The following is a 26,956-nucleotide window of genomic DNA, read 5'->3' on the forward strand; positions in this document are numbered from 1 at the left end:
ATAAAGTTTATTAGAACAAGCACTATAAAATAAATATTGTTTAAATGAAATTGCCAAAATACAAGTGCCAATAATTTAAACTTGCTTATCATTCATGATAAGCCAAGCCTCTTGTATGCAGTGCTGGTCTACTTATTTTACGAGCGAGCATGGGCAACCTGAATGCTTTGCTGCTGTGATGGAGATGACCATTTTCGATAAGCACCAGCTTTCATTGTTCAGATAATTGAAAAATGGCAAAAATTGTTGTCACTGTCATAGAATATATCGACTTTTCAGCATGATGGTGTTTCAATCAAACTCACTCACAATCAAGACAACATGAAGAAAGGTTGAAGATGAATAATATTCACAATATGACGGTCAATACCATTACCGGTGATGCCAAGAATTTGGCAGATTTCCAAGGCAAAGTGTTGTTGGTGGTTAATGTGGCATCCCAATGTGGTTTGACCAAACAATACGAAAGCTTAGAAGCTTTGTATGAGCAATATCAAGCACAAGGTTTGGAAGTTTTGGGTTTTCCTGCCAATGAGTTTGGTGCGCAAGAGCCAGGCAGCAATGCAGAAATTGCCGATTTTTGTCGTGGTACGTTTGGCGTGAAGTTTCCAATGTTTGAAAAAATAGTGGTCAAAGGTGAAGGGCAACATCCTTTATATGCTGTTTTGACGCAAGCACAGCCGCAAGCGCAAACCAAAGCAGACAGTCATTTGAAAACATTGCTCGAATCCAAAGGTTTGTTAAGTGGCGAGGCGCATGACATCATGTGGAATTTTGAAAAATTTGTGGTGGAGAAAAACGGTGAAGTCATTGCTCGTTTTGCACCTGATGTGGCGCCTGATGATGAACGTTTAGTGGCATTGATTGAAGCTGAATTGGCCAAATAAGCGTTGTTTTTAAGAGATATTATGCAAACACACTGTGAAAATGGTGTGTTTTTTAACATGGTGATTTTATACTGCATTTCTAATACAAAAGCATAAAAAAGGGATGCAAAGATGCAGAAATGGTTGAAAACGGCAGCGGTGCTGGTTTTGTTGGGTATGGGTACGATGGCTTGGGCTGAGTCGATGACTTACCGTTTGGATGGTCGTTATCCAGGTATTGTCAGCGAATGGATTGAGGTGAATTATTCGGACACACGACCAGGACACATCAATCAAGTGTTTTATTGGAACACTTCGGAAGAAAAAGACAGTTTGGAGATTGTGAATCAACATTATGTGGAATATGACGGCGGCGGTGCTTATACCGGTAGCGTACGCTTTCCCATCAGTGGCGATCAATATACATATGCCATCAATACGGCAGGTTTTGTATTGAGCGATGACAGTGGTGACACGGACCCTGCGGTATTTGAAGAAGAAGATTGATAGAGGTGGCATGTTGATGAAACAAAGCGTCCTGTCAATTTACAGGACGCTTTTTTATGCCATGATTTTTTAATCAGAATGTCAAAATAATCTTATCAATCAGCATGAAGTTTTAAATAACAAATTAACATTGATTGTCTGTTTTATTTTTATGTTGTAAATTGATTTTTAATATTTAAAAAACCAAAAAAATCAGACCAAACACAAAGGAGACAACAATGGGATTTGAAACTTGGGACAATCCAATGGGTACCAGCGGCTTTGAATTCATCGAATACGCTGCACCCAATCCAGAAGAAATGGGCAAAATTTTTGAATCTTTGGGCTTTAAAGCCATTGCCAAACACCGCCATAAAAATATTTTGTTATACCGCCAAGGACATATCAATTTTATTTTAAATGCCGAACCCAATTCATTTGCTCAACGCTTTGCCCGTTTGCATGGTCCTTCTGTGTGCGCCATTGCATTCCGTGTGGATGATGCGCAGCAAGCGTATGCACGTGCGATTGAATTAGGTGCTTGGGGCGTGCCTTCTGGTAGTGGAGCGATGGAATTGAACATTCCTGCTATCAAAGGTATTGGCGATTCATTGATTTATTTGGTTGACCGCTGGCGTGGCAAACAAGACGGTGGCATAGGTGATATTGACATTTACGATGTGGATTTTGTGTCTTTGAATCCTGAAACTGCTGAAGCCGATTTGTGCCATCAAGGGGCAGGGTTGACTTATATTGACCATTTGACCCACAACGTTCATAAAGGGCGTATGAAAGAATGGGCAGAGTTTTATGAGCGTTTGTTCAATTTCCGTGAAGTGCGTTATTTTGACATTGAAGGCAAGGTCACTGGTGTGAAATCCAAGGCGATGACTTCACCTTGTGGTCAAATTCGCATCCCTATCAATGAAGAAGGTACGGCTGAAAAAGGCCAAATTCAAGAGTATTTGGATATGTATCAAGGCGAGGGCATCCAACACATTGCTTTGGGTACGGACAATATTTATGAGTCGATTGAAGTATTGCGTGCACAAAATGTGAAATTTTTGGGTACGCCTGATACTTATTATGAATTGCTCGACACACGTTTGCCCAATCATGGTGAGGATGTTGCCCGCTTGCAACAAAATAAAATTTTGCTCGATGGTGGACCTGACAACGATTTGTTGTTGCAAATTTTCACATCTAACCAATTGGGTCCGATTTTTTACGAGGTCATTCAGCGCAAAGGCAATGAAGGTTTCGGTGAGGGCAATTTCAAAGCTTTGTTTGAATCCATAGAACTAGACCAAATGCGCCGTGGCGTGGTCAAAGCGGTAGATTGATTCGATAAACGGTTTGCGTATCAAGTAAAAAAGCGTCCTCTAAAGATTTTACAGGACGCTTTTTTTGCATCAGACGGCTCTTAATGGTGGGTTGCTTGGCTTGCTTTTTCGCGCATGATTTTTTGAATCAAGGCATAAGGAAAGGTAAACCATAAGGCGATTAAGCCCAAACAAGTTAAGCTGTACATCCAAATGCCGTAAGCATCGTAAGTCACACGCACCAATTCAATGACAAGGAAAAAACACAAAGTCATCAGCATAGAAACTGCCGCAGCAACTGTGCCTTTGCTGACATCAGACGACATCAATGCAAAGCGGTATAAAACCGAGAAACTCAAGCCTTCGCCCAAACTGATGCATGTCATGCCGATGATTAACAAAGTTAAAAAGTGCACTTGCCATATTGTGCCGATAACAATCAAGATGGCGCCGATAAGCATCAGTGGTACGCCGATGAAAATGGTTTTCCCCAAAGGAAAACGGTCTACCAAGCGTACCAAAAGCACATTGCCCGCAATCAAACCACCTAAAACAGGAAATTGTGCCCAGCCGTATTGCATGCTTGATAAACCCCAATCTTCAACCAACATCACAGGTGATAAGGCAATCCAAAGCATCAAAGGCAGGCTGAGCATGGGCAAAGCCAAAGTCAAACCGATAAAGCGTGGGTTGCGGTAAACTTCTTTGAAGTCTAGGTACATATTTTTAAATGATAAAGGTGTGGTTGTGGTGGGTGGCGTATTGGGCATTTTATTTTTTAAGCCAAAAAAACTGGTGAAAGACAAAACGGCAATGCCGACAAAACCCCAGTGCCAAGACACATAATCAATTAAAAATGCACCCAAAACAGGTCCTAATAAGGGTGCAAGCAAAGAAATATTTGCCATCAAAGCCATGACTTTGATGGCATCTTTTTCGTCAAATGTTTCTTGGATGGTGGCGTAGCCGACTGCGGAAATGACCGCCAAACCTGTGCCTTGGAGTAAGCGCAAGAATAAAAATTGTTCGATATTTTGGCTTAGTAAAATGATCAAGCAGCAAATGCTGAAAAAAGCCACGCCTGCGAGCATGACTTTTTTTCGCCCTAAGCGGTCGGATAGGGGGCCAAGTAGCCATGCCACACAAGCGCCACCTAATAAATACAAAGACATCGAAGATGGGGCGAGGCTGCTGCTGACGCCAAATTCTTTAGTAATGGCCAACATGGCAGGTTGTACCAAATCGTTGCCAATATAGACAGAAAATTCAAATAAAACGAGCGCTAATGGAAATAAAAATGTGAGTTTGTTTAAGCTGAGTTTGGGTGTGGACATAAGAAACAATAGTAGTAAAAAAGAGGGTTCAGTTAGCAAGATGGTTGCCAATGATGCGGGCTTGAATTATACCACTAACACGGCGGCGGCTTATTTGGGAGGGTTTGGGGGCTGATAAATTTATATAGCATTACCATCTTGTCATGGATTGGAGGGCACTTGTACGCTATTTTGTGTCAGTGAATTTTGTTATAGATAACTGCGTAAGCGGCGGTGATGCAAGCGCATCGCAAACCCTATTCACAATCAGTTCAGGCTTAACCCAAACTTCTCGATTATTGGGAAACTTCTCGATTATTGGGAAACTTCTAGATTATTGGGAAACTTCTAGATTTAATAAGCAGTTCAATAAAGTATCGATATACATAGAGACAAATGATAAAAAACTCCCATGAATAATGGGAGGACGATGATTTGGACAAATCGAAAAATACGAATTAGCGAATCATTTTTTCCAACTCTGATGGGTTTAAACCAAGTTTTCCATAATGTGCTTGAGTCGCTGCTAATTTGGTAAATACATCTTCGTAACCTGTTGCTTTGCCATAAGGGTCAACATAGGTATAACCGCCCTGAACAGTAAACAAAGTAATCATCTCGTCTACATCTTCTGGCACAAATAAGGTATGCGTTTCACCGGGAGGTTCATAAGCGAATGAGCCTTGTTCGGCTACCCAATCGTGTTCTAGATAATACCATCGTCCTTTTAGAACAAATGCATGAACGGCTCCAGTATGGCGGTGACGTGACAAAATGCCACTTTTTTTCACACGCAGTAAATTGATATAATAACCGTGGGTTGTATTAAGTAAAATGGGCTTGAAGCTTACTGATTCTGAAGTTGGCACCCACAAGTTATCGTCTTCTAAATAGTGACTTAACACGCCCAGCAGCACCAAATCAGGTGCCATAGTGGGCATGTTGTGGGTGGTCACAGATTGGGCATTCATGCCGTTAATGATGCTGGGCTTGTCGGTGATGTTGTCGGTTTTTGTGGGGTTTGAAAACCCAGCGTGGTTTTTACGTCACGTCACTTCAGGCCAATTCATTGGCGCAATTTTGGCTTTTTTGTGTACTTGGACGGCTTGGCATTATTTGGCACATTCTTCATGGCAAATGATTTTTTGGATGTTACCCTTTATGTTGTTGCATACGTTCATTTATGCTCAAAAACGGTTGATGTTGGGTGCTTTTGACACCATCATGGTGATGTTAATCTTGTTACAACCGCATTATCCTGTGCATATAAGCATGGGCCAAAGTCTTGCCAATGGCTTGGCGGTGGTCATGGGTCCCATCATTGCCATGTTGGCTTTCACTTGGATTTTCCCGCCTAATCCGCAAAAGCGCTTACAGCATTTATTGAGTATGGTGCGTTTCCAGCTACGTGGCTTGTGCAACGCCAAAGGCAATGACAGGCAGCTGATGCGACAACGCAATCGTTTGGTACACAGTGTTTTGAAAGCGCAGCGCATCAATGACACATTACCGCAGCCCGATGTAGATTTAAGTCGTGCTTTGTTGTATACATTGCAGCAAGCACAAATAATTTTATGTATCCATCGTAGCATTGGCAGCATATCTTCTAGCTCAACGCAAAGACTGATGCGAGCCTTGCTTCAATCTTGGCAAAAACCACAAGCCAATCTTGAACAAGAGGCGCATTTTATACGCGTTTTGAAACAGCGGTTACCGATGCAACACCCATTGCAAACCTTGTTTTTTTAGTTTAACTGCGTCAATACAATAGGTGATTTTTCATTAAAAAATCCTGCAGATTCTATCGATGATTGCAATATCCATCTTAATGATGTTAACAAGATTGTGACGGTTCTTATATTTGAAGCAATGGCTGATGAATGCTAGAAATGAATTTTATTTTTATGCAAGCAGGCAAATTTTGCGGTTTTCATTGTTAAAAATATTATGAACGAGTTTGTGCACTTTGTGTGTCAGTGACTTTCGCCATAGACGGCAGCTGACACAAAATAGTGCACAGGCTCGGATAACCATCTAATAAAATTACTGCTGTATTTTATCGATTAAGTGGCACAGTATAAGACAGAGTATTTTTATAACGTTTTAAAAACGTTTGGTAATATTCAACCATGTCTGTCTGCACGTTGTGTGGCTTACCCATAAAAGGGATACCCAAGCGTGCTTGTACTTGCCATTTTGGGTCTGAGCCCTAAACCAGCATTGTTGATGCGTCCTGTATTCTCATCATGGAAATCTTCAACGATGGGTAACATATTGCACTTGTGCCGTATCCACAAATACTTTACCCAACAGATAGTTCTTTGAGCGGTTGAGCATGTTTAGCGCAACTTCATCAAAGCATAATAGCCGCAGTACTGTTTTAAGTGCTGGTGGTGGATCATACACAGAATAAGATTCAACAGCTGTCAAACCATCGGCTTTCAAATGCTCAGGACTGTATTGGCCGCACATGGCTATCTTAAATACTTGGGACGATTCAATTCATATTGAATTGAAAAATATCACTTATTTAGAAACCTTGACCAATATAAACAGAATTGTTACGATAGCGTCACTTTTTATTTCACTGCCAGCAAAGGAGATTAGCATGCGACACCATACCATAATCACTGACCTTTGCAATCGCGTCACACTCTGAGCATTCATTGCTTTCTGAAACACACGCGATTGCGTGTTTTTTTGTTTTTTCAGAAAGTGATTTTATGGGCAATTTTAGCCAGCACACTCACATTAACATTATCGCCAATCAAAATGTTTGGCTTGAAGACAGTGCCATTGCGCAATTACAGGCCACTGCTGCCTTAGCGCACATACAAGCTGCGGTCGGTTTACCTGATTTGCATGCAGGACGCGGTTATCCTATTGGTGCGGCCTTTTTTTCTACCGCGCATTTTTATCCCGCCTTGGTCGGAGGTGATATCGGTTGCGGTATGGCTTTGTGGCAAACCGATTTAAAACACCACAAAATATCGGGTAGTAAACTTGCCAAACAGTTGGGCAATATGGATGGTGTATTGCCTGATAATTTGTTACAGGACGCTGCCAATGCTTTAGGTGGTTTGGCGTTACAACATTTACCGCTTGATTTTGATAGTCTGCACCAAAGCTTGGGCACTATCGGTGGCGGCAATCATTTTGCAGAACTTTTGCAATTAGACTCTTTGTTTGTAGAACAGCCGCATTTAGACAAAAGCCATTTGTTTTTAATGGTACACAGTGGCTCGCGCGGCTTGGGTGGTGAGATTTTACGTCAACATTTGAATCAATTTGGTCATCAAGGTTTGGCTGCAAACAGTATAGAAGCCACAAAATATTGGGCGCAGCACAATGCAGCTTTGCATTATGCCCATCTGAATCGTTTGTACATTGCCAAACGCATGTTCAAAGCATGGAAAACCTCAGCATCTTGTGTGCTGGATATCAGCCACAATCATGTGGTGCCATTTGAATGGAATGGTCAAGCGGGTTTTTTACACCGTAAAGGTGCGGCACCTGCCGATCAAGGTTGGGTGATGATACCGGGTTCACGTGGTGATTATTCTTATTTGGTTGAGCCCATTGGTGGCGAAATGGCTTTGTATTCTTTGGCTCATGGCGCAGGTCGTAAGTGGGCACGTGGTGATTGTCAGGGGCGTTTGGCACACAAATTCAAAGCGCAAGACTTAAGGCAAACTCAGTTTGGTAGCACTGTTGTTTGCGGTGACAAAGGCTTGCTTTACGAAGAAGCCCCACAAGCTTATAAAAATATTGATGCGGTGATAGCCAGTTTGGTCGATGTGGGTTTGTGCCGTTTGATTGCACGTTTTAAGCCCGTCATGACGTACAAAAAAGGAGAGACGCCATGTTGTTAATACAAATCACCGCTGCGCAAGGTCCAGCAGAGTGTGAATTGGCAGTAAAATACACTTTGCAAAAAATGCTGAGTGATGCCAAATCAAACGGCATCCGCCTTGACGTAGTGGAAGCTTTCCCAACGCAACATGGTTATTTATCGATTGTGTTGCAAGCGCAAGGTCAAGAGTTACAAGCTTGGGCTGAGACTTGGTGTGGTAGCATTCAATGGGTATTTCAAAGCAAAATCAGGCCGCATCACAAACGTAAAAACTGGTTTGTGGGTGTGTCTCAATGTGTATTGACGATGCCATTGCCTCAAGATGACAGCATTGTGTTTCAAGCGTGTCGGGCTTCGGGCAGCGGTGGTCAACATGTCAATACCACCGATTCTGCCATCCATGCTACTCACATTGCCAGTGGCATCAGCGTGAAAGTCATGAACGAGCGCAGTCAATATGCCAATAAAAAACTGGCGCGTGAGCTGATTGCATTGAAGTTACAACAACGCCTACAAATGCAAGTGGCGCAGGACAAACATTCACGCCACCAACAACATGGACAATTAGAACGCGGTAATCCTATTCGAAGTTATGGGCCGTTTTAGCGTTGCCAAATCAGTTTGAACAAGATTGCAAGCCAAGATGGAGGGTGTTAAAAAATGGTTGAATCATCATGTTTTAATGCCCTCTATCTTATTTCAATATTCCAATCAAAGCGACCTGTATGACATGAACAGTAGCATCTATATGCAATGAAAAAACAGTCATCATTCTATTTTCAATGGACAAAATGCAGAGAACTAAAACCTATATTTGAGGTTTAAGTAAACAGGTGTGGAAATTTTGGTCTTGTTTTCGGTGTGAAGACCCAAACAAAATGGTCAGTGCGATTGTAAATGTACACAATGCATACGCAAAATTTCCTCATCTGTTGATATTTTTATAAAAAATCATGGGTTGGATGGATTTCTTACCTTATTTTGAAAGAAAAACCATGACTTATTGTGTTGCGTTAAACTTAAAGCATGGACTGATTTTTGCCAGTGATACCCGTACCAATGCGGGAGTGGATCATATTGCCAGTTTTAAAAAAATGACTTGTTTTCAAAACGAGGGTGAGCGCAATATTTTTATTCTCACTTCAGGCAATTTGGCGACTTCTCAAGCGGTAATTGAACGTTTACAGCAAGACATACACGGTCAAATGGAAAAAACAGTTTTAAATGTGCCAACTTTATTCGATGTCGCAGATTTGATTGGCGTGTTGTCTTGCCAAATTGCCAAACAAGCGGCTAAGGTTGCGCAGCAAGAAGTAGTCACTTTTGGCAGCAATTTTTTGGTTGGAGGGCAAATCAGAGGGCAAGCGCCCAAATTGTATTCGGTTTACAGTGAGGGCAATTGTATTGCCGCAACAGAAGACACACCATTTTTTCAAATTGGAGAAAGCAAATACGGTAAGCCGATTTTGGATCGGGTGGTAACGTATGAAACTGAATTGGCAGTGGCTTTAAAAGCCGTCTTGTTGTCGTTTGATTCGTCGATTCGTTCTAATTTGTCGGTGGGTTTCCCGATTGATTTGATGGTGTATCAAGTTGACAGTTTGCGTATGCCACACGGAAGGCGTATTCATGCAGATGATGAATATATGCTGCAAATTTGCCAAGAATGGGGCAGTGGTTTGGTACGCTTATTGATGGATTTTGATGACATACCATTAGACTATACGCAATAGTGGATGTGTACGATGAGATTGCAAGCGTCCTGTAAACTTTACAGGACGCTTTTTTGGGGCTATTTGCCGATTTTAAAGCCGCGATTGGCAGCCCAAGTGGCCACATCTTCACGCCTGATAGCGGCTGCCATCAAGTCAGGAAACAAATCGGGCGTGCAGGCAAATGTGGGTACACCTAAAGCTGCTAGTTTGGTTGCTAATTGTTTGTCATACCAAGGCTCACCTTCATTGCTGAGCGCTGGCAAGGCAATCATTTGCACGCCTGAGGCGATTAATTGGGCGCTGCGTTTGAGCAAATTGGCTTCTACACCGCCTTCGTACAAATCTGAAATCAGCACCAAAATGGTATTGCGTGGTTCTTGAATGATTTCTTGGCAATAGCCTATGGCTTTGTTGATATCGGTACCACCGCCAAGTTGTACGCCAAACAAGACTTCGACGGGGTCGCTTAATTGCTCGGTCAAATCTACAACGGCAGTATCAAACACGACCAATTTGGTCGAAACTGTTGGCAAACTTGCCATGACCGCACCAAAAATGGCCGAATAAACGATGGAATTGGCCATAGAGCCACTTTGGTCTATCGCTAATACAATTTCACGTTGTGGACGACGGATTTTGCGGCCGTGACCGATTAAGGTTTCTGGGATAATGCTGCGATATTCTGATTGCCAATGACGCAAATTGGCACGAATGGTGCGTTGCCAATCGATTTCTTGGTGGCGTGGGCGCAGATTGCGTTGGCTACGGTCTATGGCACCACTGACAGCGCTGCGCATCGGTTCTTCTAGTTTTTGTAACAGCTCATCGACCACTTTTTTGACCACAGCACGGGCAGTGGCTTTGGTGTTTTCAGGAATCACAGACGACAATGCCATTAAATTGGCAACCAAATGCACATCGGCTTGCACGCTTTCTAAGACTTCAGGATGCAAGAGCAATTCAGTCAAATTCAAGCGCTCTAATGCGTCTTGTTGCATGATTTCAACTGTAGATTGAGGAAAATATTGGCGAATGTCGCCCAGCCATTGGCTCACATACGGTGCAGAGTCGTTGCGTCCGCCTTGGCGTGACAAATTTTGATCTTCGTATAAGGCCGCCAAAGCGGCATCCATTTTTTGATGCACCGCTGACAATGATGTTTCAGGATGGTTGGCGGCGCTGCCTAAAATCAAGCGCCAACGTTGTAAGTGGTTGGTAGGTGGTGCTTCTGGAGTGATATCGGTACTCATGATGGCAAACTTTCAGAAGGTAAACCAAACAATTGCAATAAGATTGGGTCGACTAGGCTAAGTAAGGCGGTGTCTTGTGGGCTGGTGGTATGAGGAGCAGGTACGGCCGTCATCGGTTGTTGGATTTTTTGGCTCAGGCTTTGGCGTTCGCTATGGCTGAAATTGGCAAAATGACGCCTTACCAATGGCAAAACTTGAATGAAATGCGCCTCATTCAATTGTGTGACCCAAGCATCTATGGCTTGCAAAATCCAATCATGGTGGAGCAAAACCAAAGCTTGCTGATTTAAAAATCCTTGTAGCCAATCTGATGCGTCCAGAGCAGGAACCGAAGCGGACAAATTGCGAGACAGCTCCAAAGCCACGCTGTCTTGTTCACATACTTTGGCATCGAGCAACAAGCGGCATGCCATGCCGCGCAACAATGGGGCTGATAATAAGCTGTGCATGGTGTCTTGCAACACTTGTTGCCACAATTGAGTCAAGTTGTCGTTTTGGCGTAAATAAACAGCTTGATGCGCTTCGAGCAGCCACGTGCGCATGTGTTGAGCACTAGGGCTGTTCAAATTCATGCACGCCACTTTCAGGCCGATGGCGATGCGCTCAATCAAACTGTCAATGATGTTGGCCAACAAATCTTGATCGTTTTGGCGCACGCTGCCGTAGCGGAACACTTGTGCCAACGGTAAAACCGTTTGCAGCAATTGGCTCATGTCAAATGTGACAGCGGCACGCTGTTCGATGAGGCGGGTCAAATCGGCAACGAGCAAAGGCAAATTGGCCAATAAACTGTTGTCCAAGTCTTGTGCCAAGGTTTGCAATGTGGTTTCAGGACGCTTGGCTAGGCTGATGATTTTATTGTGCGCCGCTTGTGCCAAACACGTACCGTAAGTGCTGGCGGCAATGATGTCTATGCTCATTTCTGGCTGCCAGGCCATGCGCCAAGATTCGCGGAACGTACCACGATTTCTTTGTTCATTGTCAGTGATGCTGGCCCAAGTGATGCCAAGCAAAGCCAAACGGTGTAAAAAGTGGCTGCGCGCCAAATCCAAATCTTTGCGCAAATCCAAAGCCAAGGTTTTGTAGGAGGCTTCTGGTTTTAAGCGCAGTTTTTGTTGTTGGGTATGAATGTCATTTTGCAAAGGCACCATAGGCATGGCTACGGGTACTTGTCCTAAAGTCGTGCCTATGGTCAATTGTTCGTGTAAGGTGAGCAAGGGCAAAGTCTCTCCCATATGGATGACTGTGCTGATGGCCTCGTTGATTTCTTCTAAACTGGCGCTGGCGTGTCCACGCATGATGGCCAATATGTCTGCCAAACGTGCCGCTTCAATCAAATGCGCAGAAGAACAATCCCAATCTTGCTCGCGCATCAATATGGCTGCTTTGCGCAACCAGCTGACAGTGCGCTGAGTGGGTGTGGCGGCAAGGTGTTTGTGTTGCCACAAGTGTTCATACCAACCCGGAGACACCACGCCTGCGGCATAGCCACTGGCATACGCCAAGTGAGGATAACTCCAAGGTGCCCAAGTGGTTTCGGTTTTGAGTTTGGGCAAGCCTTTGAGCAAAGCAGCATCGGCTTTGATTGTGTGTTGGGCATCTTGCAACGCAGGCACATGCCAAGCACCACATACCACGGCAATGCGTTGAAAACCTTGTTTAATGGCCGCTCGAATGCGTTGGCGCATCCATGCTTCACGCAAAGATTCTGAGTATTGGCGTTGAAAATTTGCGTGCAGCTGTGGGATTTGCTCGCGCACTGCTGTCATGGCTTCATTGATGGCGGCAAACACATCTTGGCTGTTGTGACGCTCTTCTACCAAACGGTTCCACCAAGTTTCGCCATCGTCATAACCTGCGGCCTGTGCCAACATATCCAATGGGTCTGCATAGTCATTTTCAATACTGTTTTCATCTGCTGCATCTGACGAATCTGACATATCTGGTGAGGGTGGCAATATCCCGTTGACAGCGTCCTGTAAATCTTCTGGCGCTTGCAAAGTTGAGTCATCTTGCGTGTTGGCTTCTTGTAAACGTTGCTGTTGTTGTGTTTCCAATGCCAATTTGTGTGTGTGAGGTAAGTCAAAAAACTGCACAGGTACTCGTTGTTGCTTTGCCCACAACAAAGCTTGCCATTCGGGTGAAAACACCGCCAAAGGGTAGAAAGAAGCTTGTTCAGGCTGATTTTGTGCATAAACAAGCAGCGCCACAGGCGGCACCAAAGCCTCGTGTCCTACCCAATCTAACAAGGTTTCGCCTTCAGGCGGACCTTCGATTAAGACACAATCGGCCTGTAAGGCATCCAAAGCCTGTTTCAATGAGTGGGCGCAGCCCGGACCATGGTGGCGTATGCCAAAAAAATGCACCGCTTCAAACGTAGTTGCCATCAACATTCCTTTGTGAATGTGTGGTGTGACACCGATTTACAATTGCTCACGACAAGCACGGTACAAATCTTTCCAATCGCTGCGATCGCGCACCACCGTTTCCAAATACTCTTTCCAAATCACAGCGTCTTGCACCGGATCTTTGATAATGGCACCGATTAAGCCTGAAGCCAAATCGTGGGCATTCAGGACGCCATCGCCAAAATGACTGGCCAAAGCCATACCGCTGTTGATGACAGAAATGGCTTCGGCAGTAGACAGTGTCGATGTAGGTGATTTGAGGCGGGTTTTGGCATCTTCGGTTTGACCATTGCGCAATTCGCGGAAAATGTGTACCACACGGCGCACTTCTTCTAAAGCAGGCAGTTCTCCCGGTAATTGCAAAGCTTGTGCTTGTTCACTGACCCGTTTCATGACAATTTTGATTTCATCTTCGGCGCTGTCAGGCACAGGTAAAATCACTGTGTTAAAACGGCGTTTCAAAGCACTGGACAATTCATTCACACCTTTGTCACGATTGTTGGCGGTGGCAATCACTGAAAAACCATGTATAGCTTGCACTTCGCTGTTGAGTTCAGGTATGGGCAAGGTTTTTTCGGACAAAACCGTAATCAAAGTGTCTTGTACATCAGCAGGAATGCGGGTCAATTCTTCGATACGGGCAATTTTGCCGTCTTGCATGGCATTCATGAGTGGACTGGCAATCAAGGCTTTTTCGGAAGGACCGTTGGCGAGCAATTCAGCATAATTCCAACCATAGCGAATTTGCTCTTCGCTGGTGCCTGCAGTGCCCTGAATCAACATCGTCGAATCCCCACTGATGGCTGCGGCCAAGTGCTCAGACACCCAAGATTTGGCTGTTCCTGGTACGCCGTATAACAGCAATGCACGGTCTGTGGCCAAAGTGGCAATGGCAATTTCCATCAAGCGAGGATTGCCAATGTATTTGGCTGAAATGTTCACACCATTGGACAATTCGCCACCCATCAAATATTGCAATACCGCCCAAGGCGACAATTGCCAATTGCTTGGACGTGGACGGTCATCGACATGTTTTAAAGCCTCCAATTCGGTGGCAAATTGGATTTCAGCGTGCTGCCGCAAAACCTGTTGTGCGCTCATGGAAAGTCTTTCTATTAAGATTCAAAGGGATGGGTTGGGCAATTTGCCAGTGCTTGTTGCCATTGTGTGCGCATCTGCTGTTGTGCCAATAATTTTTGGTTCAGCTCTTCACAATAATCAGGGATGCACTCTTGATTGTCGTATCGTGGCCATGGCAATTGTGACAATTTAGTCGCCACATCAGGATGCAGCAACCACACCAAGCTGATGAGCGTGGATTGGTGGCTGGCAATCCACGAGTACAATTTCAAATCCACTTCTTTCGTCGCCAATGGCTGCAATTGCTGTGTGATAAATTGGTAGAGAAATTGAGAAAATTCCAATGAAAAGTTTACAGGCCGCAAAATATAGACTGTCACGACATCGTCTAAAGATAAAATATGCCCCAATTGCTGTTGCCAAAATGCCTCTTGATCACTATCTGAACATTGAACGAGCATGTTGTGTAAGACATTGTTGTGGCGCAAATCCAATAAAATTTTGCTAGGCAATTGGTTTAAATCGACCTGAGAGATGTTCATGAAAATGGCTTCTTTCCATGCGCTGCGCAATGCATCTTGCCACATTTTGACATCGCCTGTGGCTGACCATTGCCACAAAGCATTGATATCCATCCCTGTGTATTGCTGCCATGCCTGCAAAGGAATCATGCGCACCATTTGGTGCAGTAACCATGCTTTGGGGCTGCCAAAAAGATGGTGAGATGGCGGTTTGATGGCAATGCCATCACGTTGCCATTGTGCTGGAGCTGCTTCTATGTCCAGAGGTTCTAACAGCCACTTGCCTTTGGCATCTTGTTGCAATAGCAAAGGCAATAAGGCTTGCATGCGTTGGCTCAAAGCACTGTTAGGTAAATTCACCAGCATTTGTGCGGCCAAGAGGCTCACTTCGCTAGAGCGGTCATCCAAACAAAACTCCAATAAAGCTTCGTCTGCTTCTGACAAATGCAGCCACAAAACTTCTAGCAATTGCTTGCGCTCTTTGGCCACTTTAAGATTTTTTTGTTCTAACGTGTCCTGTAAACGTTCACGTGCTTGCTGTGGATGGTGTTGTCTTTGTTGTTGTAACACTTGTACCCGTTGAAAGACGCTGCCGTATTGCCACGCTTCTTCATCTGAAGCATGTTCATCGGTGCCGATGGCAAACTTCCATTTGGGATTGCACTGTGCCAAAAACAAACCTTGTGGTCCTAAAATAGGCATTAACCAAGGTCGCAAGACGCTGTGGCTATATGCAATTTCCAAACAGTCGGGCAATACGCTGGCTGGCAAATGTCGTTGCGCTTGCGCCAATTCACGCCATATGGCAATACAATGCGCCAGATTGGGCTTGGGAAACAACGTGTGTAAAGTAGGTGTGATGCCTTCTAGGCTGTTTTGAGATTGTTGTGGTAAAGACAGCGTCTGGCTGTTTTCAGGACGCTTGGGTGCTTGATAAACCATGCGTTCATAACGGCTGGCAACTGCGCTCAAACGCAATAATTGTGTCGCCGTTGATGGGTGTGCGTGTTGTTGTAAGGCTTGCAATAAAGCGGTTTTGGGTTCGTGAAATTGTGGCAAGCTGGCGTGTTGCGTGCCGCTTAAAGCAATAGGCAGTAAAGCATTCAAAGACAACACACTCATGCTTGAAACTCCTTCGGCATCATCCACAAACAGGACAAACTGTCATCGTCTGGTTGATGTTGCCACACGCTTAACAATTGAAATGTCGCTTGTTGCCATTCACCAAACCAATACAAGACTTGATGTGCTTGCAAACAGGCCAATAAGCGCCATACATATTCATCGGCTAGCTGTAATGGCATGGCTTTGGCTTCGAGATGTTCATCAAAAACCACATGCCACACCCCATTGTATTGTTGTAGCGTTCCTTGTTTGAGCCACAGCGGACACAAAGATTGCCAAGGATTGTGGGCTAACAATTGTGTGGTGTATGGCCAAGCGTTGGCAATATTGGCGTGTGACGCGAGCAATGCTTTTGTATTTGCCGCAGGTTCAGGCGACCAATCCAAACCTGTGACCGCTCGCAAGCCAAATTGATGGTGGTAAAAGTGCAGCGTGCCTTGATAAGCCGCACCCAAGGAAAAAGATTGTTCAAAGCCACGATTTTGATAAGAAAAATCCAAAATGAAAGCGGGGCGTTGAGAGTCTGCGCTCACCAACCAAGTATGGCGTTCGGTTAAGTTTTCGTATGGAATGTGGCGCGAACCGATGACGTGCCAAACATCGTTAACCGCTTCGCCTTGAACAATGACTTCGGCTTTGTCCATATTCCAACCCAAATATTGGCTGAGTTTGGCTTTCAGATGCGGCTCTAAGATTTGTTCATCCCAACGTGCAGCCGCATCTAAAATCAATTGCAAGTCCCCCAATTGGCTTAAAACCATGCGTGGCCATTGTGGGTGGGTGTCTATGATACTGATTAAATCTTCCAAACGGTTTTTCAATGCGGGCATTTGCGCATCAACCATGTGTGCGGCAATGGTGGCGGTTTGTTTGGCCCAAGTTTGGTTTTGTGACAAACGTGCCAAGCCTTGATCGACTGTGTCTTGCAACCACAAAGACAATTCTTGTAACCCAGCTTGTGCTTTTTTCCAACGTTGTGCTTCTTTTTTGGCAGTGGCTGCGGGGTCGGTGGCTTGTTCGATTTTGCTAGCTTGCTTGTCTTCTTTTTTTTGTGCTCGTTTTTGGCGTGTCTGCATCCATTCATTGACCCAAGCTGGTGGCGTGTCAGAGGATGTGACCTGTTGGTTGGTGCGCAGCAGCAATAAGGCCAAGCCATGTTTGCAGGGAAATTTGCGGCTAGGGCAAGAACATTTGAAAGAGGGGCCAGACAAGTCGACTTGGGTTTGATACGGTGAGCTGCCACTGCCTTGACAAGCCCCCCAAACTGCGGTGTCTTTTTGACCTAGGTGGCTCCATTTTTCAGGCTTGGCTAAGCCTTTGGCTGCTTTGATGGAGGCTGCATCTGGTGATAAGGCTAAAACCTCATCGGCCGTCATTAAAACCGAATTCAAAATACACTCCTGCGCCAAGCTAATGAGAGATAAAAGAATGCATTGCGTGAAATGGATGTATGTATAGCACTAACCACTTCATGCTTACAAGAATTTTTAATGAAAAATATGTATATGTGGTTGGAAAACTATCATGTCATTTTTATTCTCTGTAAAACCGAGGGTTTTTGCTAATATTTTCTTATTAATAAAGTTTTTAATTTTAGTGTAATAACTGGTTTTTTAATAAAATTATTTCTATTTTAGAATGCATTGTCATGAGCGATATCTTTTTGTAATATGGTATTTATATGGTATAAAAAACCATGTTTTTTGTAAAAACAGAAAAATATTTGGCCATATTATTCCCATTATATGAATTATTTATATGTTGTGTATTTGTTGGATTTTGAACATAAAGGAGTCATCATGAAGAAAACACTGATTGCATCGGCATTGCTGATGATGTTGTTAAGCGCTTGTAATGATCAGCCCGCCGCTGAAAAAACCGAAACCAAACCAGCGGGTGTGCCCGCCATCAGCGCGTTGCCTGAAGCCACGGCTGAGTTGAAAATTTACAATTGGTCTGATTATGTGAACCCTGAAACGGTGAAGGCATTTGAACAAGCGCAAGGCGTCACAGTGGGCTTGGATTTTTATGACAGTACGGAAGCATTGTTGCAATATATGCAATCAGGCAAAATCAATCATGATTTGGTAGGTCCGAGCAACCATTTTGTCAGCCGCCATATTGACTTAGGTGAGTATCAGAAAATCAATAAAAGCTTGATTCCCAATTATAAAAATATTAATCCTCAATTGTTAGGCTTTTTGCAAGAAGTCGATCCTGGCAATGAATATGCCGTGCCTTATTTCTGGGGTGTGAATACCTTGGCGATTAACAAAGATAAGGTGGAAGAAGCTTTGGGTGGTGCGTTGCCAGAAAATGAATGGGATTTGTTGTTCAAGCCAGAATACACCAATAAGTTGAAATCTTGTGGTATCAGCGTGTTAGACAGTGTGTCTATGGTTTTTCCATTGGCATTGAAATACTTGGGTAAAAATCCAAATAGCCAAGACCAAGCAGATTTACAGGCCGCTGCTAATTTGGTTAAAAACATCCGTCCAGATGTGCGCCGTTTCAGCTCTTCGGGCTATATTGATGACATGGCCAATGGCAATTTGTGTTTGACTTTGGGTTATGGCGGTGATTTGAATATTGCCAGAGCTCGTGCCCAAGAAGCCAATAAAGGCGTCAATCTTGAGATATTGGTACCAAAAAGTGGTTTTGGTGTGTGGATTGATACTTTAATGATGCCAAAAAATGCCGTGAATGTGGCCAATGCTTATCAATATATTAATCATACTTTGGATGCCAAAATCGCGGCGCAAAATGGTGATTTTGTCACTTACGCGCCTGCTAGCCAGCCTGCAAAAGAATTGATGAAAAAAGAATATACTGACAATCGTTCGATTTTCCCAACCGATGCGGATTTGAAAAATGGTTTCATGTATGTGGCTTTGACCCCTGAAACCGAAGCTGCTGCTGAAGCATTGTGGACAGAAGTTAAAAAACGTGGCGAATAAATCAACCTTATTAAGCGTCCTGTAAATTTACAGGACGCTTTTTTATCGGTATTTGTTGCATTTAATATTCAATTTGAGTGGATATATTTTAATCATAAACAATTGCTTAAGTTTTAATTTTGGAGAAATTACGACAAATCAACACATAGCCTTGTTCATGGTTTAGATATTTGAATCAAAAGCGAAAAAATGCCAATTTGGGTGCAAAATATTGCCACAAAATGGCAAGGTTAGGGTTTTAGGCTTGCCTGTCGGATGGAAACCACGTTTAATCAAATCAAATATATCAATGGCATTAAGCAGCATCACTGTGAATTCAAACTGTAGATGGGGGAGCGTGTTATGGGTATGACAAAAGCGTGGGCAATCTCGGCGATAACTTTGACGATTCTGGCTGCATGTGGCGGTGGTGGTTCGGCAGACGTCAATAAAACGGCACCAACGGCGGCATCTGTGGCAAGCAGCGACACGGCAGCATCCAGTGCTCCTGCATCCAATTTACCGACGACTGCGGAGCTGAAAATCTACAATTGGTCTGATTATGTCGACCCTGAGACGGTCAAAGACTTTGAAAAATCCCAAGGCATTAAAGTGGTTTACGATGTATATGACAGCAACGAAACCTTGGAAGCCAAAGTTTTGACAGGGCAATCGGGTTATGATGTGGTCACGCCAAGCAATACTTATATTGGGCGTCAAATCAAATCAGGCGCTTATCAAAAATTAGACAAAAGTTTATTGCCGAATTTATCTCAGATTGATCCGAAATTGATGGTGTTTTTAAAAGAGGTTGATCCCACAGGGGAATATAGTATTCCTTATTTTTGGGGCATGAATACCATGGGCATTAATGTGGATAAGGTCAATCAAGCTTTAGGTGGCACGCCTTTGCCAGAGAATCAATGGGATTTGCTTTTTAAGCCTGAATATACCAATAAATTAAAATCATGTGGTATCAGTATTTTAGACAGCGTTTCTGATGTGTTTCCATTGGCTTTGAATTATTTGGGCAAAGACCCTCACAGCCAAACCAAAGAAGATTTACAAGCTGCTGCGGATTTGATTAAAAAAGTGCGTCCGGACATTCGCCGTTTCAGTTCCTCAGGTTATATTGATGATTTGGCGCGTGGTGATTTGTGTTTGACTTTGGGTTATGGTGGCGATTTGAATATTGCGGCACGCCGAGCTGAAGAAGCCAAAAACAAGGTCAATATTGAAGTTTTGGTGCCGAAAACAGGTTTTGGGGTGTGGATGGATGCATTTTTGATTCCGCGAGACGCTAGCAATGTGTTGAATGCGCACAAATACATTAACGACACTTTGGCACCGCAAGTTGCCGCTAAAAATGGCAATTATGTGACGTATGCGCCTGCGAGCAAGGCTGCCAAAGAATTGATGGAAAAAGAATATACGGAAAACCGTTCGATTTTTCCAAACGATGAAGATTTGGAAAAAGGCTTTATGTATTTGCCAATGGAAGCGGATGCGTTGAAAACCGCTACCCGAATGTGGCAAGACATTAAAAAAGGCGTGTGATAGTCAAAGATGCAAATAACAAGCGTCCTGTAAGTTTACAGGACGCTTGTTTATATTGGATATGGCTGATTAAGCTTGTAATACTTGCCAATCAATGATGACACTGCCTTGATCGCTGATCAAAGTCCATTCACCATCCATCACATTCAATTGCAAATCCATCGTGCGTTCGCATAACGTTTCTAAAGCGGCGGTGGTTTCTGTTGGCAATGCCCATACTGCTACATTGCGCAAAGTTTTCAATTTGCTGGATTTTTGGTACCAATCGGTTGCCATGCTGCCATAAGCGATGACGGCCACTTTTTGGCAACGGGCGCTGGCTTTTTTGACTTTGTCTTCATCTGGTAAGCCGACTTCTAGCCACAACTCGGTTAAGCCAGTTAAATCTTGTTGCCACAAAGCAGGCATATTGGTTTCAAACAAATCTTTGGTGAATTCCAAACGCTCATGCGCAAAACGTGCAAAGGCCAATAAGCGTACCATCAAGCGTTCGATGGTTTCAGAAGGGTGCTGCGCCATCGTCAATTGATGGGTTTCGTAAAGATGTTCATCGACATTGGCGATGTTCAAGGTGGCTTTGTAAATGGTTGCTTTTAATGCCATGAGAATGTTTTATCACAAGATTTTTGGGGCTTAAGCATAGCCGATTTGCGCTGATTTGTCATGAATTTGATGGTTGTATCTGTCCAATCAATATGATGGGAAACTATTAATCTTGAATAAAGTCAGATGACAATTGATTTTTATTTTAAGGACGCATTTATGAAAACCATTTTACTGAGCGCTTTGGTGCTTGTTGTGAGCGTTTTGTCAGCGTGTGCATCGTCAGGTCAGCCAGCGCAATATTCTGCTTGTCGTTCTGATGGTGCGGCGGCTTTGGTCGGTAGAAGCAATCTGAATGATGCCCAAATCAAGGAAATCACAGGTGCCAATATGGTACGACGCATGTTACCCAATCAACCCGTTACCAAAGACCAACGCTTAGACCGTGTCAATGTCATCATTGATGTGCCAACCAAACAAATCATTCGCGCGTCTTGCGGTTAAACCATGGTGAAAACATAAAGCCACCGTCAACGGTGGCTTTTTTCATACATTCAATCAATCGCTAATGGTGTCCAAATAATGTTTGTCTACGCTTGCTTGAATGCGCCGAGTGGCCAACTGTTTTTGCTTGTCCGTGGGTTTAGGATGGGGGAGGTTGTGAAACAAAAAGCGAATGTGGGCTTCAGTAGAATCCTGAATTCTGATGCGCTCAGCTCGAGAGCTGTTCGGTCGATACATCATACTCACTCCTAACGTTCTTGTTGGTTGAATGTATCACTGACAAAAGTAATCCCATACAGCAAGCGTTTGGCACTGTCAAAAATCATCTTGGTGCCAGACTATAGGTGATGAGTCTTTGCAAGTAAGTTGGTTCTTGTTTATAGATAATATACGTGTCTTATGCACAATGCGAAAGGGTGCGGTGCAACATTTTTATGTCTAAGGTATCAATTTAGATGAATTGGTTAAAAAATAGAGTCTTATCAGAATATGTTGTTAATTTCACAGACATTTGGTATCAATTATGTGGTGAAATTGGTCGTTAATATGCTGTTTGTTAGAGTTGATTGCCATTGTGTTAGTATGTTAAAAATAAGTAGGCAACGGAAACCATGACACATGATGATATAAGGGGATATCGGTGAACAAAACGAATCAAACCTTGGATTTGGCGCAGCATTTGGGTAAAACCATTCGTGCCATTCGCCTAGAAAATAAGTTAACCATTGCCAATGTTTCTGATTTGGCAGGTATCAGTCGTGGCATGTTATCAAAAATTGAAAATGCACAAACCACCACAAGTTTAGACAGCTTGGTCAGTATTGCCAACGCTTTGGGTGTTTCTGTGTCGCATTTGTTTCGTGGTTATGACAATGTAGGCGACAGCGCTCAGTTTGTCAAAAAAGGGCAAGGCATGGAGGTGGTGCGTCGTGGTACTAGTTGCGGCCATTCTTATCATTTGCTCAATTATGATCATGGTCCGAAAAAATATTTTGAAGCGTTTTTTTTGCAAATTCACGATGATTCAGAAGAATTTCCTGATTTCGATCACCCAGGCACGGAGTTTATTTACATGCTCAGCGGTGAAATGGAATACCGCCATGGACAACATACCTATGTGTTACAGCCCGGAGATTCATTGACGTTTGATGGCAATACACCACATGGACCGGGTGCGTTGTCCCATTTTCCGATTGTTTTTTTGTCCATTATTATCTATACCGACAGTTTTCATGAGCAATGAAGCGGTGATGAAATGATTGAAAAAAAGCGTCCTGTAAACAGTTACAGGACGCTTTTTAAATGAGACAAAGAGCATAACGCCAAAATAAAATTATTTGGCTGGTTTTAAAGTGGCATTGAGTGTTGGTTGTTTGTTCATGCGGCGGCTCAGTAAGAAGAATGCAAAAGCGGCGATGAACGCAGGAATGGCCAATAAACCCATGATTTGAGCTGCATTCATGTGCATTTGCATCAACCAGCCGCCTACCAAAGAACCTAAAACCGAACCTGAACGACCTGCGGCATTGGCCCAGCTGACGCCTGTGGCACGACAATGAGTCGGATAAAATGCCGAAGAAAATGCATTGGCACCCACTTGTGAGCCACTGATGCCAACGCCCACACCAAACATGCTGATTAACAACAATGTCATGTTCAAATTGTTGATACCTTGACCGACCAATACGACAAAGACTGCACCTAAAATGTACGCAGCGCACAAGGTTTTAGACGCGCCCAATTTGTCCATCATATAACCCAAAGCGATGGCACCAATCGTACCGCCAATTTGGAAGACAGAGGTAATCCATGATGCATTTTTCAAATCAAAACCAGCGCTGCGCAATAAGGTCGGCATCCAACTTGAAATCAAGTAAATGATTAACAAGCTCATGAAGAACGAAGTCCAAATCAGCATCGTACCGATGGCATAATCTTTGCTGAACAATTCTTTTACACTGACTTTGGCTTTTTCATTGATGGAAGCCACCAATTTAGGCAAAGCTTGGGTTTTGTCTGCCAACAAACGTTTGGCTGTGGCATCGATTTTGGCTTGAGGTTTTTTCTGCAATACCATAAAACGCAAAGATTCAGGCAGCAACCAAATTAACAATGGTAAAGTTGCCAATGGCAAAATACCACCAATGATCAAAATGCCTTCCCAGCCGACTACATCTAATAATTGTGCCGATACAATACCGCCGAAGGCAGAACCTACGGTAAAGCCACAGAACATTAAAGTCACCAAAGACGAGCGGCGCAAAGTTGGGCAATATTCAGAGGTCAATGTAATGGCATTAGGCATCGCACCACCCAAGCCTAAGCCTGTGATAAAACGTAAAATGACCAAAGTGGTTAAATCAGGCGAGTAAGCCGAAGCCAAACTGGCAGCACCAAACACAAATACCGAGCCCACCAAAATCGGTTTACGACCAATTTTGTCTGCCAATGGGCCAAAAATCAAAGCGCCCAACATCAAACCAAATAAGCCAGCACCCATTAAAGGTGCCAATTGAGACGATTGCAATTGCCACAAGTCTTTTAACGCTGGGGCAATGAAACCCACCGCAGCAGTATCGAAGCCATCAATAGCAACGACCCAAAAACACAAGGCAATGATCAGTTTTTGGGTGAGAGAAAGTGGTTGAGAGTCTATGAACTGTTGTACGTCCATAGATTGTTCGTTAGTCTTCATGGTAGTTTCCTTTGATTGGTTTATTTTTATAATTAATTGATTTTTAATGTGTATTTTTATTATTTTGAAACCGTAGGGCACAAAGAAAGCCAACAGCCAGTTTGCTGTTGGCTTCTGAGGTCAAGCAATGATGATGGATTAAATCATTTTGACTGTAATTGGGCTCAAACCAGCCACTTCAGCGTGCATGGTTTCACCTTGTTTCACCGCACCTACGCCTTCAGGCGTGCCAGTCATGATCAAATCACCTGCTTGCAATTCAAACAACTCAGACAATTTAGAAATGGTTTCAGCCACGTTCCAAATCAAATGGTTGATGTCGCTGCGTTGGCGCGTTTGGCCGTCCACAGTCAAATGAATGTCAGCAACATTCAATTCGCCAGTGGCAGCGATAGGGTGGATGGCACCGATAGGCGCAGAGTAATCAAATGCTTTACCGATTTCCCATGGACGACCCATTTCACGCATTTTCATTTGCAAATCACGACGCGTCATGTCCAAACCAACTGCATAACCGAAGATGTGAGCAGCAGCTTCTTCTACGCTGATGTTTTTACCACCTTTGCCAATGGCAACCACCAATTCGATTTCATAATGGTAGTTAGAGGTTTGGCTAGGGTAAGGCAAGTCGATGGTTTCGCCTGCTTTGACAGGAACAATCGATTGTGCATCGTTGGGTTTGCAAAAGAAAAATGGCGGTTCACGATCGGGATCGAAACCCATTTCACGAGCGTGGGCAGCATAGTTGCGGCCAACGCAGTAAATGCGGCGTACAGGATACAAATCATCGCTGCCGTGAATCGGCAAACCTACGATAGACATCGGTTCAAATGCATAAGACATTGAGACTTCCTTCATGGGTAAAACAACAGGGTTTATTATTTCGGTGCATCAGGTTGTGCAAACGGTGCAGCATCGGCAAATGCTTTCAACTGCATACAATGTTTGTCAATGGCAACAATATTAGGGTATGGGCTTAAATCCACATTAAAGCGGCGAGCAGATTCCACTTGTGGAATCAAATACACGTCTGCCAAGGTCGGGCTGTTGCCAAAGCAAAAATCGCCACGATTTTTGTCTTGCGCCAGCAAAGCTTCCAAAGCTTCAAAACCTGCGCTGATCCATTCACCACACCATTTCAATACCTCTTCTTCAGGCTGCTGCAACTGACCACGCAAATATTCCAAAATGCGGCGGTTGTTAATCGGATGAATGTCGCAACCGACCAAAGCCGCTATCGCACGCACACGCGCACGCTCAATGGCAGTGCTTGGCAACAATGGCACATCGGTAAAGGTTTCTTCCATCCATTCTAAAATTGCAGGACTTTGTGTCAAAGTCGTACCATCTTCCAAGACCAAAGCTGGCACCAAACCTTGAGGGTTGATGGCTTTGAAAGCGTCCTGTAAATGTTCTTCTTTGCCCAAACTCACTGCCACATACTCGTAATCCAAGCCTTTTAGATTCAAAGCAATGCGGGTGCGATGAGAAGTGCCGCTTCTAAAAAAATTATACAGTTTCATGCTCATTGTTTTGTGCCTTACCAGTGTAGTGTTGTGCTGCATCCAAACAGTTGTTAACGTTCCAGCCGTACAACCATTCCATTGCATCATAGAAACGCTCAGGTGAGCGACCACGCCATAAATCATTGCGTATCATGCGCTGTACGCCTTTAGCATGGTAAATTTTGCCCATTTCACGCGAAGACAAAACGATGCGAGCCGTACGAGCCACACGAGCGCGTTGGTACATATCAAAGGCTTTGTCGATGTCGTTGTTGTGAACACGCAAAGCTTCGCCCAAGGTTACTGCGTCTTCCATCGCCATACAAGCACCTTGCGCCATGTATTGTGTGGTTGGATGTGCAGCATCGCCCAACAATGTGATGCGACCAAACGTCCAAGTGTCGATTGGTTCACGGTCAGCAGTGGCCCAACGTTTCCAAGTTTTTGGCAATTCAATCAATTTGTGCGCCAGTGGACACACTTCTTTGAAATAGCTGAATACTTCTTCTTGACTACCGTCTTTCACACCCCATTCTTCTTGCTCACGGCTGTGGAAAGTCACGACCACATTGTATTCTTCGCCGCCACGCAATGGATAATGTACCAAATGGCAATTAGGACCGACCCAAATAGATGCCGCATTCCAACGCAATTCTTCAGGGAAATCTTCTTTTGGCACCACCGCACGGTAAACCACATGACCTGTGACCAAAGCAGGGTCACCGACGTATTTTTCACGCACAATCGATTTCACGCCATCTGCACCAATCAAAGCACGACCTGTATATACATTGCCGTTTTGGTCAACAATGCTCACGCCATTTTCGTCTTGATCAACGCTTTGAATGCGGCAATTGGTGATGATTTCTACTTCACCTGAGTTTTTAGCACCATTGACCAAACAAGAATGCACATCGGCACGGTGAATGACTGCATAAGGATTGCCAAAACGCTCACGGAATTTTTCATCGGTCGGAATCTTGCCAACTTGATAGGCATTGATGGCGTCATGCATCACCATATAATCGGTATAAACGGCAACTTTACGCGCTGCATCGCCAATGCCTAAAGCATCAAAAGCATGAAACGCATTGGGGCCTAATTGGATGCCTGCACCGATTTCACCGATTTCAGGGGCTTGTTCAAATACTTTGACGTGAAAGCCTTGTTTGACCAAGGCCAACGCTGCTGCAAAACCACCAATGCCGCCACCTGCAATCAAAATCGGTTGTTTTTCCGTTGTCATGATTCGTTCCTTGTCTTCTATTGTGTGTCTT

General features: G+C 44.0%; 24 protein-coding genes. 11 read left to right on the forward strand and 13 right to left on the reverse strand.

Annotation, left to right across the window (positions count from 1 at the left end; genetic code table 11):
* Window positions 1-338: 338 nt before the first annotated feature.
* The 3 genes from H150_RS0103755 (at window position 339) to hppD (ending at window position 2,695) form a co-directional block, all read left to right on the forward strand.
* Window positions 339-887 carry a glutathione peroxidase gene (locus H150_RS0103755; RefSeq protein ID WP_019957716.1) on the forward strand — a complete coding sequence of 183 codons (549 nt, stop codon included), beginning with the start codon at window positions 339-341 and terminating at the stop codon, window positions 885-887.
* Between the two features lie 111 nt (window positions 888-998).
* Window positions 999-1,373 carry a hypothetical protein gene (locus H150_RS0103760; RefSeq protein ID WP_019957717.1) on the forward strand — a complete coding sequence of 125 codons (375 nt, stop codon included), beginning with the start codon at window positions 999-1,001 and terminating at the stop codon, window positions 1,371-1,373.
* 218 nt (window positions 1,374-1,591) lie between these two features.
* Window positions 1,592-2,695, forward strand: coding sequence for a 4-hydroxyphenylpyruvate dioxygenase (hppD, locus tag H150_RS0103765; protein WP_019957718.1), 1,104 nt, complete (start codon window positions 1,592-1,594; stop codon window positions 2,693-2,695).
* A gap of 80 nt (window positions 2,696-2,775) precedes the next feature.
* On the opposite strand, the gene H150_RS0103770 is transcribed toward hppD, so the two are convergent.
* Window positions 2,776-4,008, reverse strand: coding sequence for an MFS transporter (locus tag H150_RS0103770; RefSeq protein ID WP_019957719.1), 1,233 nt, complete (start codon window positions 4,006-4,008; stop codon window positions 2,776-2,778).
* A 437-nt stretch (window positions 4,009-4,445) separates the two neighbouring features.
* A complete protein-coding gene (locus H150_RS0103775) occupies window positions 4,446-4,958 on the reverse strand; it encodes a 2,4'-dihydroxyacetophenone dioxygenase family protein (RefSeq protein ID WP_026353445.1) in 513 nt (170 codons plus the stop codon).
* Here H150_RS0103775 and H150_RS13655 point away from each other — a divergent pair.
* The 4 genes from H150_RS13655 (at window position 4,927) to H150_RS0103800 (ending at window position 9,573) form a co-directional block, all read left to right on the forward strand.
* Window positions 4,927-5,736 (forward strand): FUSC family protein, encoded by an 810-nt coding sequence (locus tag H150_RS13655; RefSeq protein ID WP_019957721.1) that lies wholly within the window; start codon window positions 4,927-4,929, stop codon window positions 5,734-5,736. The two genes, H150_RS0103775 and H150_RS13655, sit on opposite strands and share 32 nt — an antisense overlap.
* A 974-nt stretch (window positions 5,737-6,710) precedes the next feature.
* Window positions 6,711-7,859: an RNA ligase RtcB family protein gene (locus H150_RS0103790; RefSeq protein WP_019957723.1), complete on the forward strand. Its 1,149-nt coding sequence runs from the start codon at window positions 6,711-6,713 to the stop codon at window positions 7,857-7,859.
* On the forward strand, window positions 7,850-8,446 hold the full coding sequence (gene prfH, locus H150_RS0103795) for a peptide chain release factor H (RefSeq protein WP_019957724.1): 597 nt from the start codon (window positions 7,850-7,852) through the stop codon (window positions 8,444-8,446). Before H150_RS0103790 ends, prfH begins: the two co-directional genes overlap by 10 nt.
* Before the next feature lie 389 nt (window positions 8,447-8,835).
* Window positions 8,836-9,573, forward strand: coding sequence for a proteasome-type protease (locus H150_RS0103800; RefSeq protein ID WP_026353446.1), 738 nt, complete (start codon window positions 8,836-8,838; stop codon window positions 9,571-9,573).
* Between the two features lie 59 nt (window positions 9,574-9,632).
* Here H150_RS0103800 and H150_RS0103805 read toward each other — a convergent pair whose 3' ends face one another.
* The 5 genes from H150_RS0103805 to H150_RS0103825 are packed head-to-tail and all read right to left on the reverse strand — an operon-like array spanning window position 9,633 to window position 17,330.
* Window positions 9,633-10,805, reverse strand: coding sequence for a VWA domain-containing protein (locus H150_RS0103805; protein WP_019957726.1), 1,173 nt, complete (start codon window positions 10,803-10,805; stop codon window positions 9,633-9,635).
* Complete coding sequence (locus H150_RS0103810; protein WP_019957727.1) at window positions 10,802-13,192, reverse strand: DUF5682 family protein; 2,391 nt, start codon at window positions 13,190-13,192, stop codon at window positions 10,802-10,804. The genes H150_RS0103805 and H150_RS0103810 overlap by 4 nt, the downstream gene beginning before the upstream one ends.
* 36 nt (window positions 13,193-13,228) lie before the next feature.
* Window positions 13,229-14,314, reverse strand: a complete 1,086-nt coding sequence (locus H150_RS0103815) for an ATP-binding protein (RefSeq protein WP_019957728.1) — start codon at window positions 14,312-14,314, stop codon at window positions 13,229-13,231.
* A 14-nt stretch (window positions 14,315-14,328) separates the two neighbouring features.
* Window positions 14,329-15,936: a DUF5691 domain-containing protein gene (locus H150_RS0103820; protein ID WP_019957729.1), complete on the reverse strand. Its 1,608-nt coding sequence runs from the start codon at window positions 15,934-15,936 to the stop codon at window positions 14,329-14,331.
* Window positions 15,933-17,330, reverse strand: coding sequence for an SWIM zinc finger family protein (locus tag H150_RS0103825; protein ID WP_026353447.1), 1,398 nt, complete (start codon window positions 17,328-17,330; stop codon window positions 15,933-15,935). Before H150_RS0103825 ends, H150_RS0103820 begins: the two co-directional genes overlap by 4 nt.
* Before the next feature lie 408 nt (window positions 17,331-17,738).
* Between H150_RS0103825 and H150_RS0103830 the strand changes: the two genes are divergently transcribed.
* Window positions 17,739-18,896: an extracellular solute-binding protein gene (locus H150_RS0103830; protein ID WP_040755654.1), complete on the forward strand. Its 1,158-nt coding sequence runs from the start codon at window positions 17,739-17,741 to the stop codon at window positions 18,894-18,896.
* Between the two features lie 348 nt (window positions 18,897-19,244).
* Window positions 19,245-20,432 carry a polyamine ABC transporter substrate-binding protein gene (locus H150_RS0103840; RefSeq protein ID WP_026353449.1) on the forward strand — a complete coding sequence of 396 codons (1,188 nt, stop codon included), beginning with the start codon at window positions 19,245-19,247 and terminating at the stop codon, window positions 20,430-20,432.
* A gap of 69 nt (window positions 20,433-20,501) precedes the next feature.
* Here H150_RS0103840 and H150_RS0103845 read toward each other — a convergent pair whose 3' ends face one another.
* Window positions 20,502-21,035 carry a YaeQ family protein gene (locus H150_RS0103845; protein WP_019957734.1) on the reverse strand — a complete coding sequence of 178 codons (534 nt, stop codon included), beginning with the start codon at window positions 21,033-21,035 and terminating at the stop codon, window positions 20,502-20,504.
* A 159-nt stretch (window positions 21,036-21,194) separates the two neighbouring features.
* Here H150_RS0103845 and H150_RS0103850 point away from each other — a divergent pair, with 159 nt between their 5' ends.
* Window positions 21,195-21,479, forward strand: a complete 285-nt coding sequence (locus H150_RS0103850; RefSeq protein ID WP_019957735.1) for a hypothetical protein — start codon at window positions 21,195-21,197, stop codon at window positions 21,477-21,479.
* Window positions 21,480-21,533: 54 nt separating this feature from the next.
* Here H150_RS0103850 and H150_RS0103855 read toward each other — a convergent pair whose 3' ends face one another.
* A complete protein-coding gene (locus H150_RS0103855) occupies window positions 21,534-21,719 on the reverse strand; it encodes a hypothetical protein (protein ID WP_019957736.1) in 186 nt (61 codons plus the stop codon).
* Window positions 21,720-22,119: 400 nt separating this feature from the next.
* On the opposite strand from H150_RS0103855, the gene H150_RS0103860 reads away from it, so the two are divergent.
* Window positions 22,120-22,722 carry a helix-turn-helix domain-containing protein gene (locus tag H150_RS0103860; protein WP_019957737.1) on the forward strand — a complete coding sequence of 201 codons (603 nt, stop codon included), beginning with the start codon at window positions 22,120-22,122 and terminating at the stop codon, window positions 22,720-22,722.
* Window positions 22,723-22,812: 90 nt separating this feature from the next.
* Here H150_RS0103860 and H150_RS0103865 read toward each other — a convergent pair whose 3' ends face one another.
* From H150_RS0103865 to H150_RS0103880, 4 genes are all read right to left on the reverse strand, one after another.
* Window positions 22,813-24,174 (reverse strand): MFS transporter, encoded by a 1,362-nt coding sequence (locus tag H150_RS0103865; protein ID WP_019957738.1) that lies wholly within the window; start codon window positions 24,172-24,174, stop codon window positions 22,813-22,815.
* 138 nt (window positions 24,175-24,312) lie between these two features.
* Window positions 24,313-25,017, reverse strand: a complete 705-nt coding sequence (locus tag H150_RS0103870; RefSeq protein WP_019957739.1) for a fumarylacetoacetate hydrolase family protein — start codon at window positions 25,015-25,017, stop codon at window positions 24,313-24,315.
* A 35-nt stretch (window positions 25,018-25,052) separates the two neighbouring features.
* Window positions 25,053-25,703 (reverse strand): maleylacetoacetate isomerase, encoded by a 651-nt coding sequence (maiA, locus tag H150_RS0103875; protein ID WP_019957740.1) that lies wholly within the window; start codon window positions 25,701-25,703, stop codon window positions 25,053-25,055.
* Window positions 25,684-26,925: a 3-hydroxybenzoate 6-monooxygenase gene (locus tag H150_RS0103880; protein ID WP_019957741.1), complete on the reverse strand. Its 1,242-nt coding sequence runs from the start codon at window positions 26,923-26,925 to the stop codon at window positions 25,684-25,686. Before H150_RS0103880 ends, maiA begins: the two co-directional genes overlap by 20 nt.
* Window positions 26,926-26,956 lie beyond the last annotated feature (31 nt).

Origin of the sequence: Vitreoscilla stercoraria DSM 513, assembly GCF_000382305.1 — a bacterium.
In the GTDB taxonomy this organism is placed as follows: Bacteria; Pseudomonadota; Gammaproteobacteria; order Burkholderiales; family Neisseriaceae; genus Vitreoscilla; species Vitreoscilla stercoraria.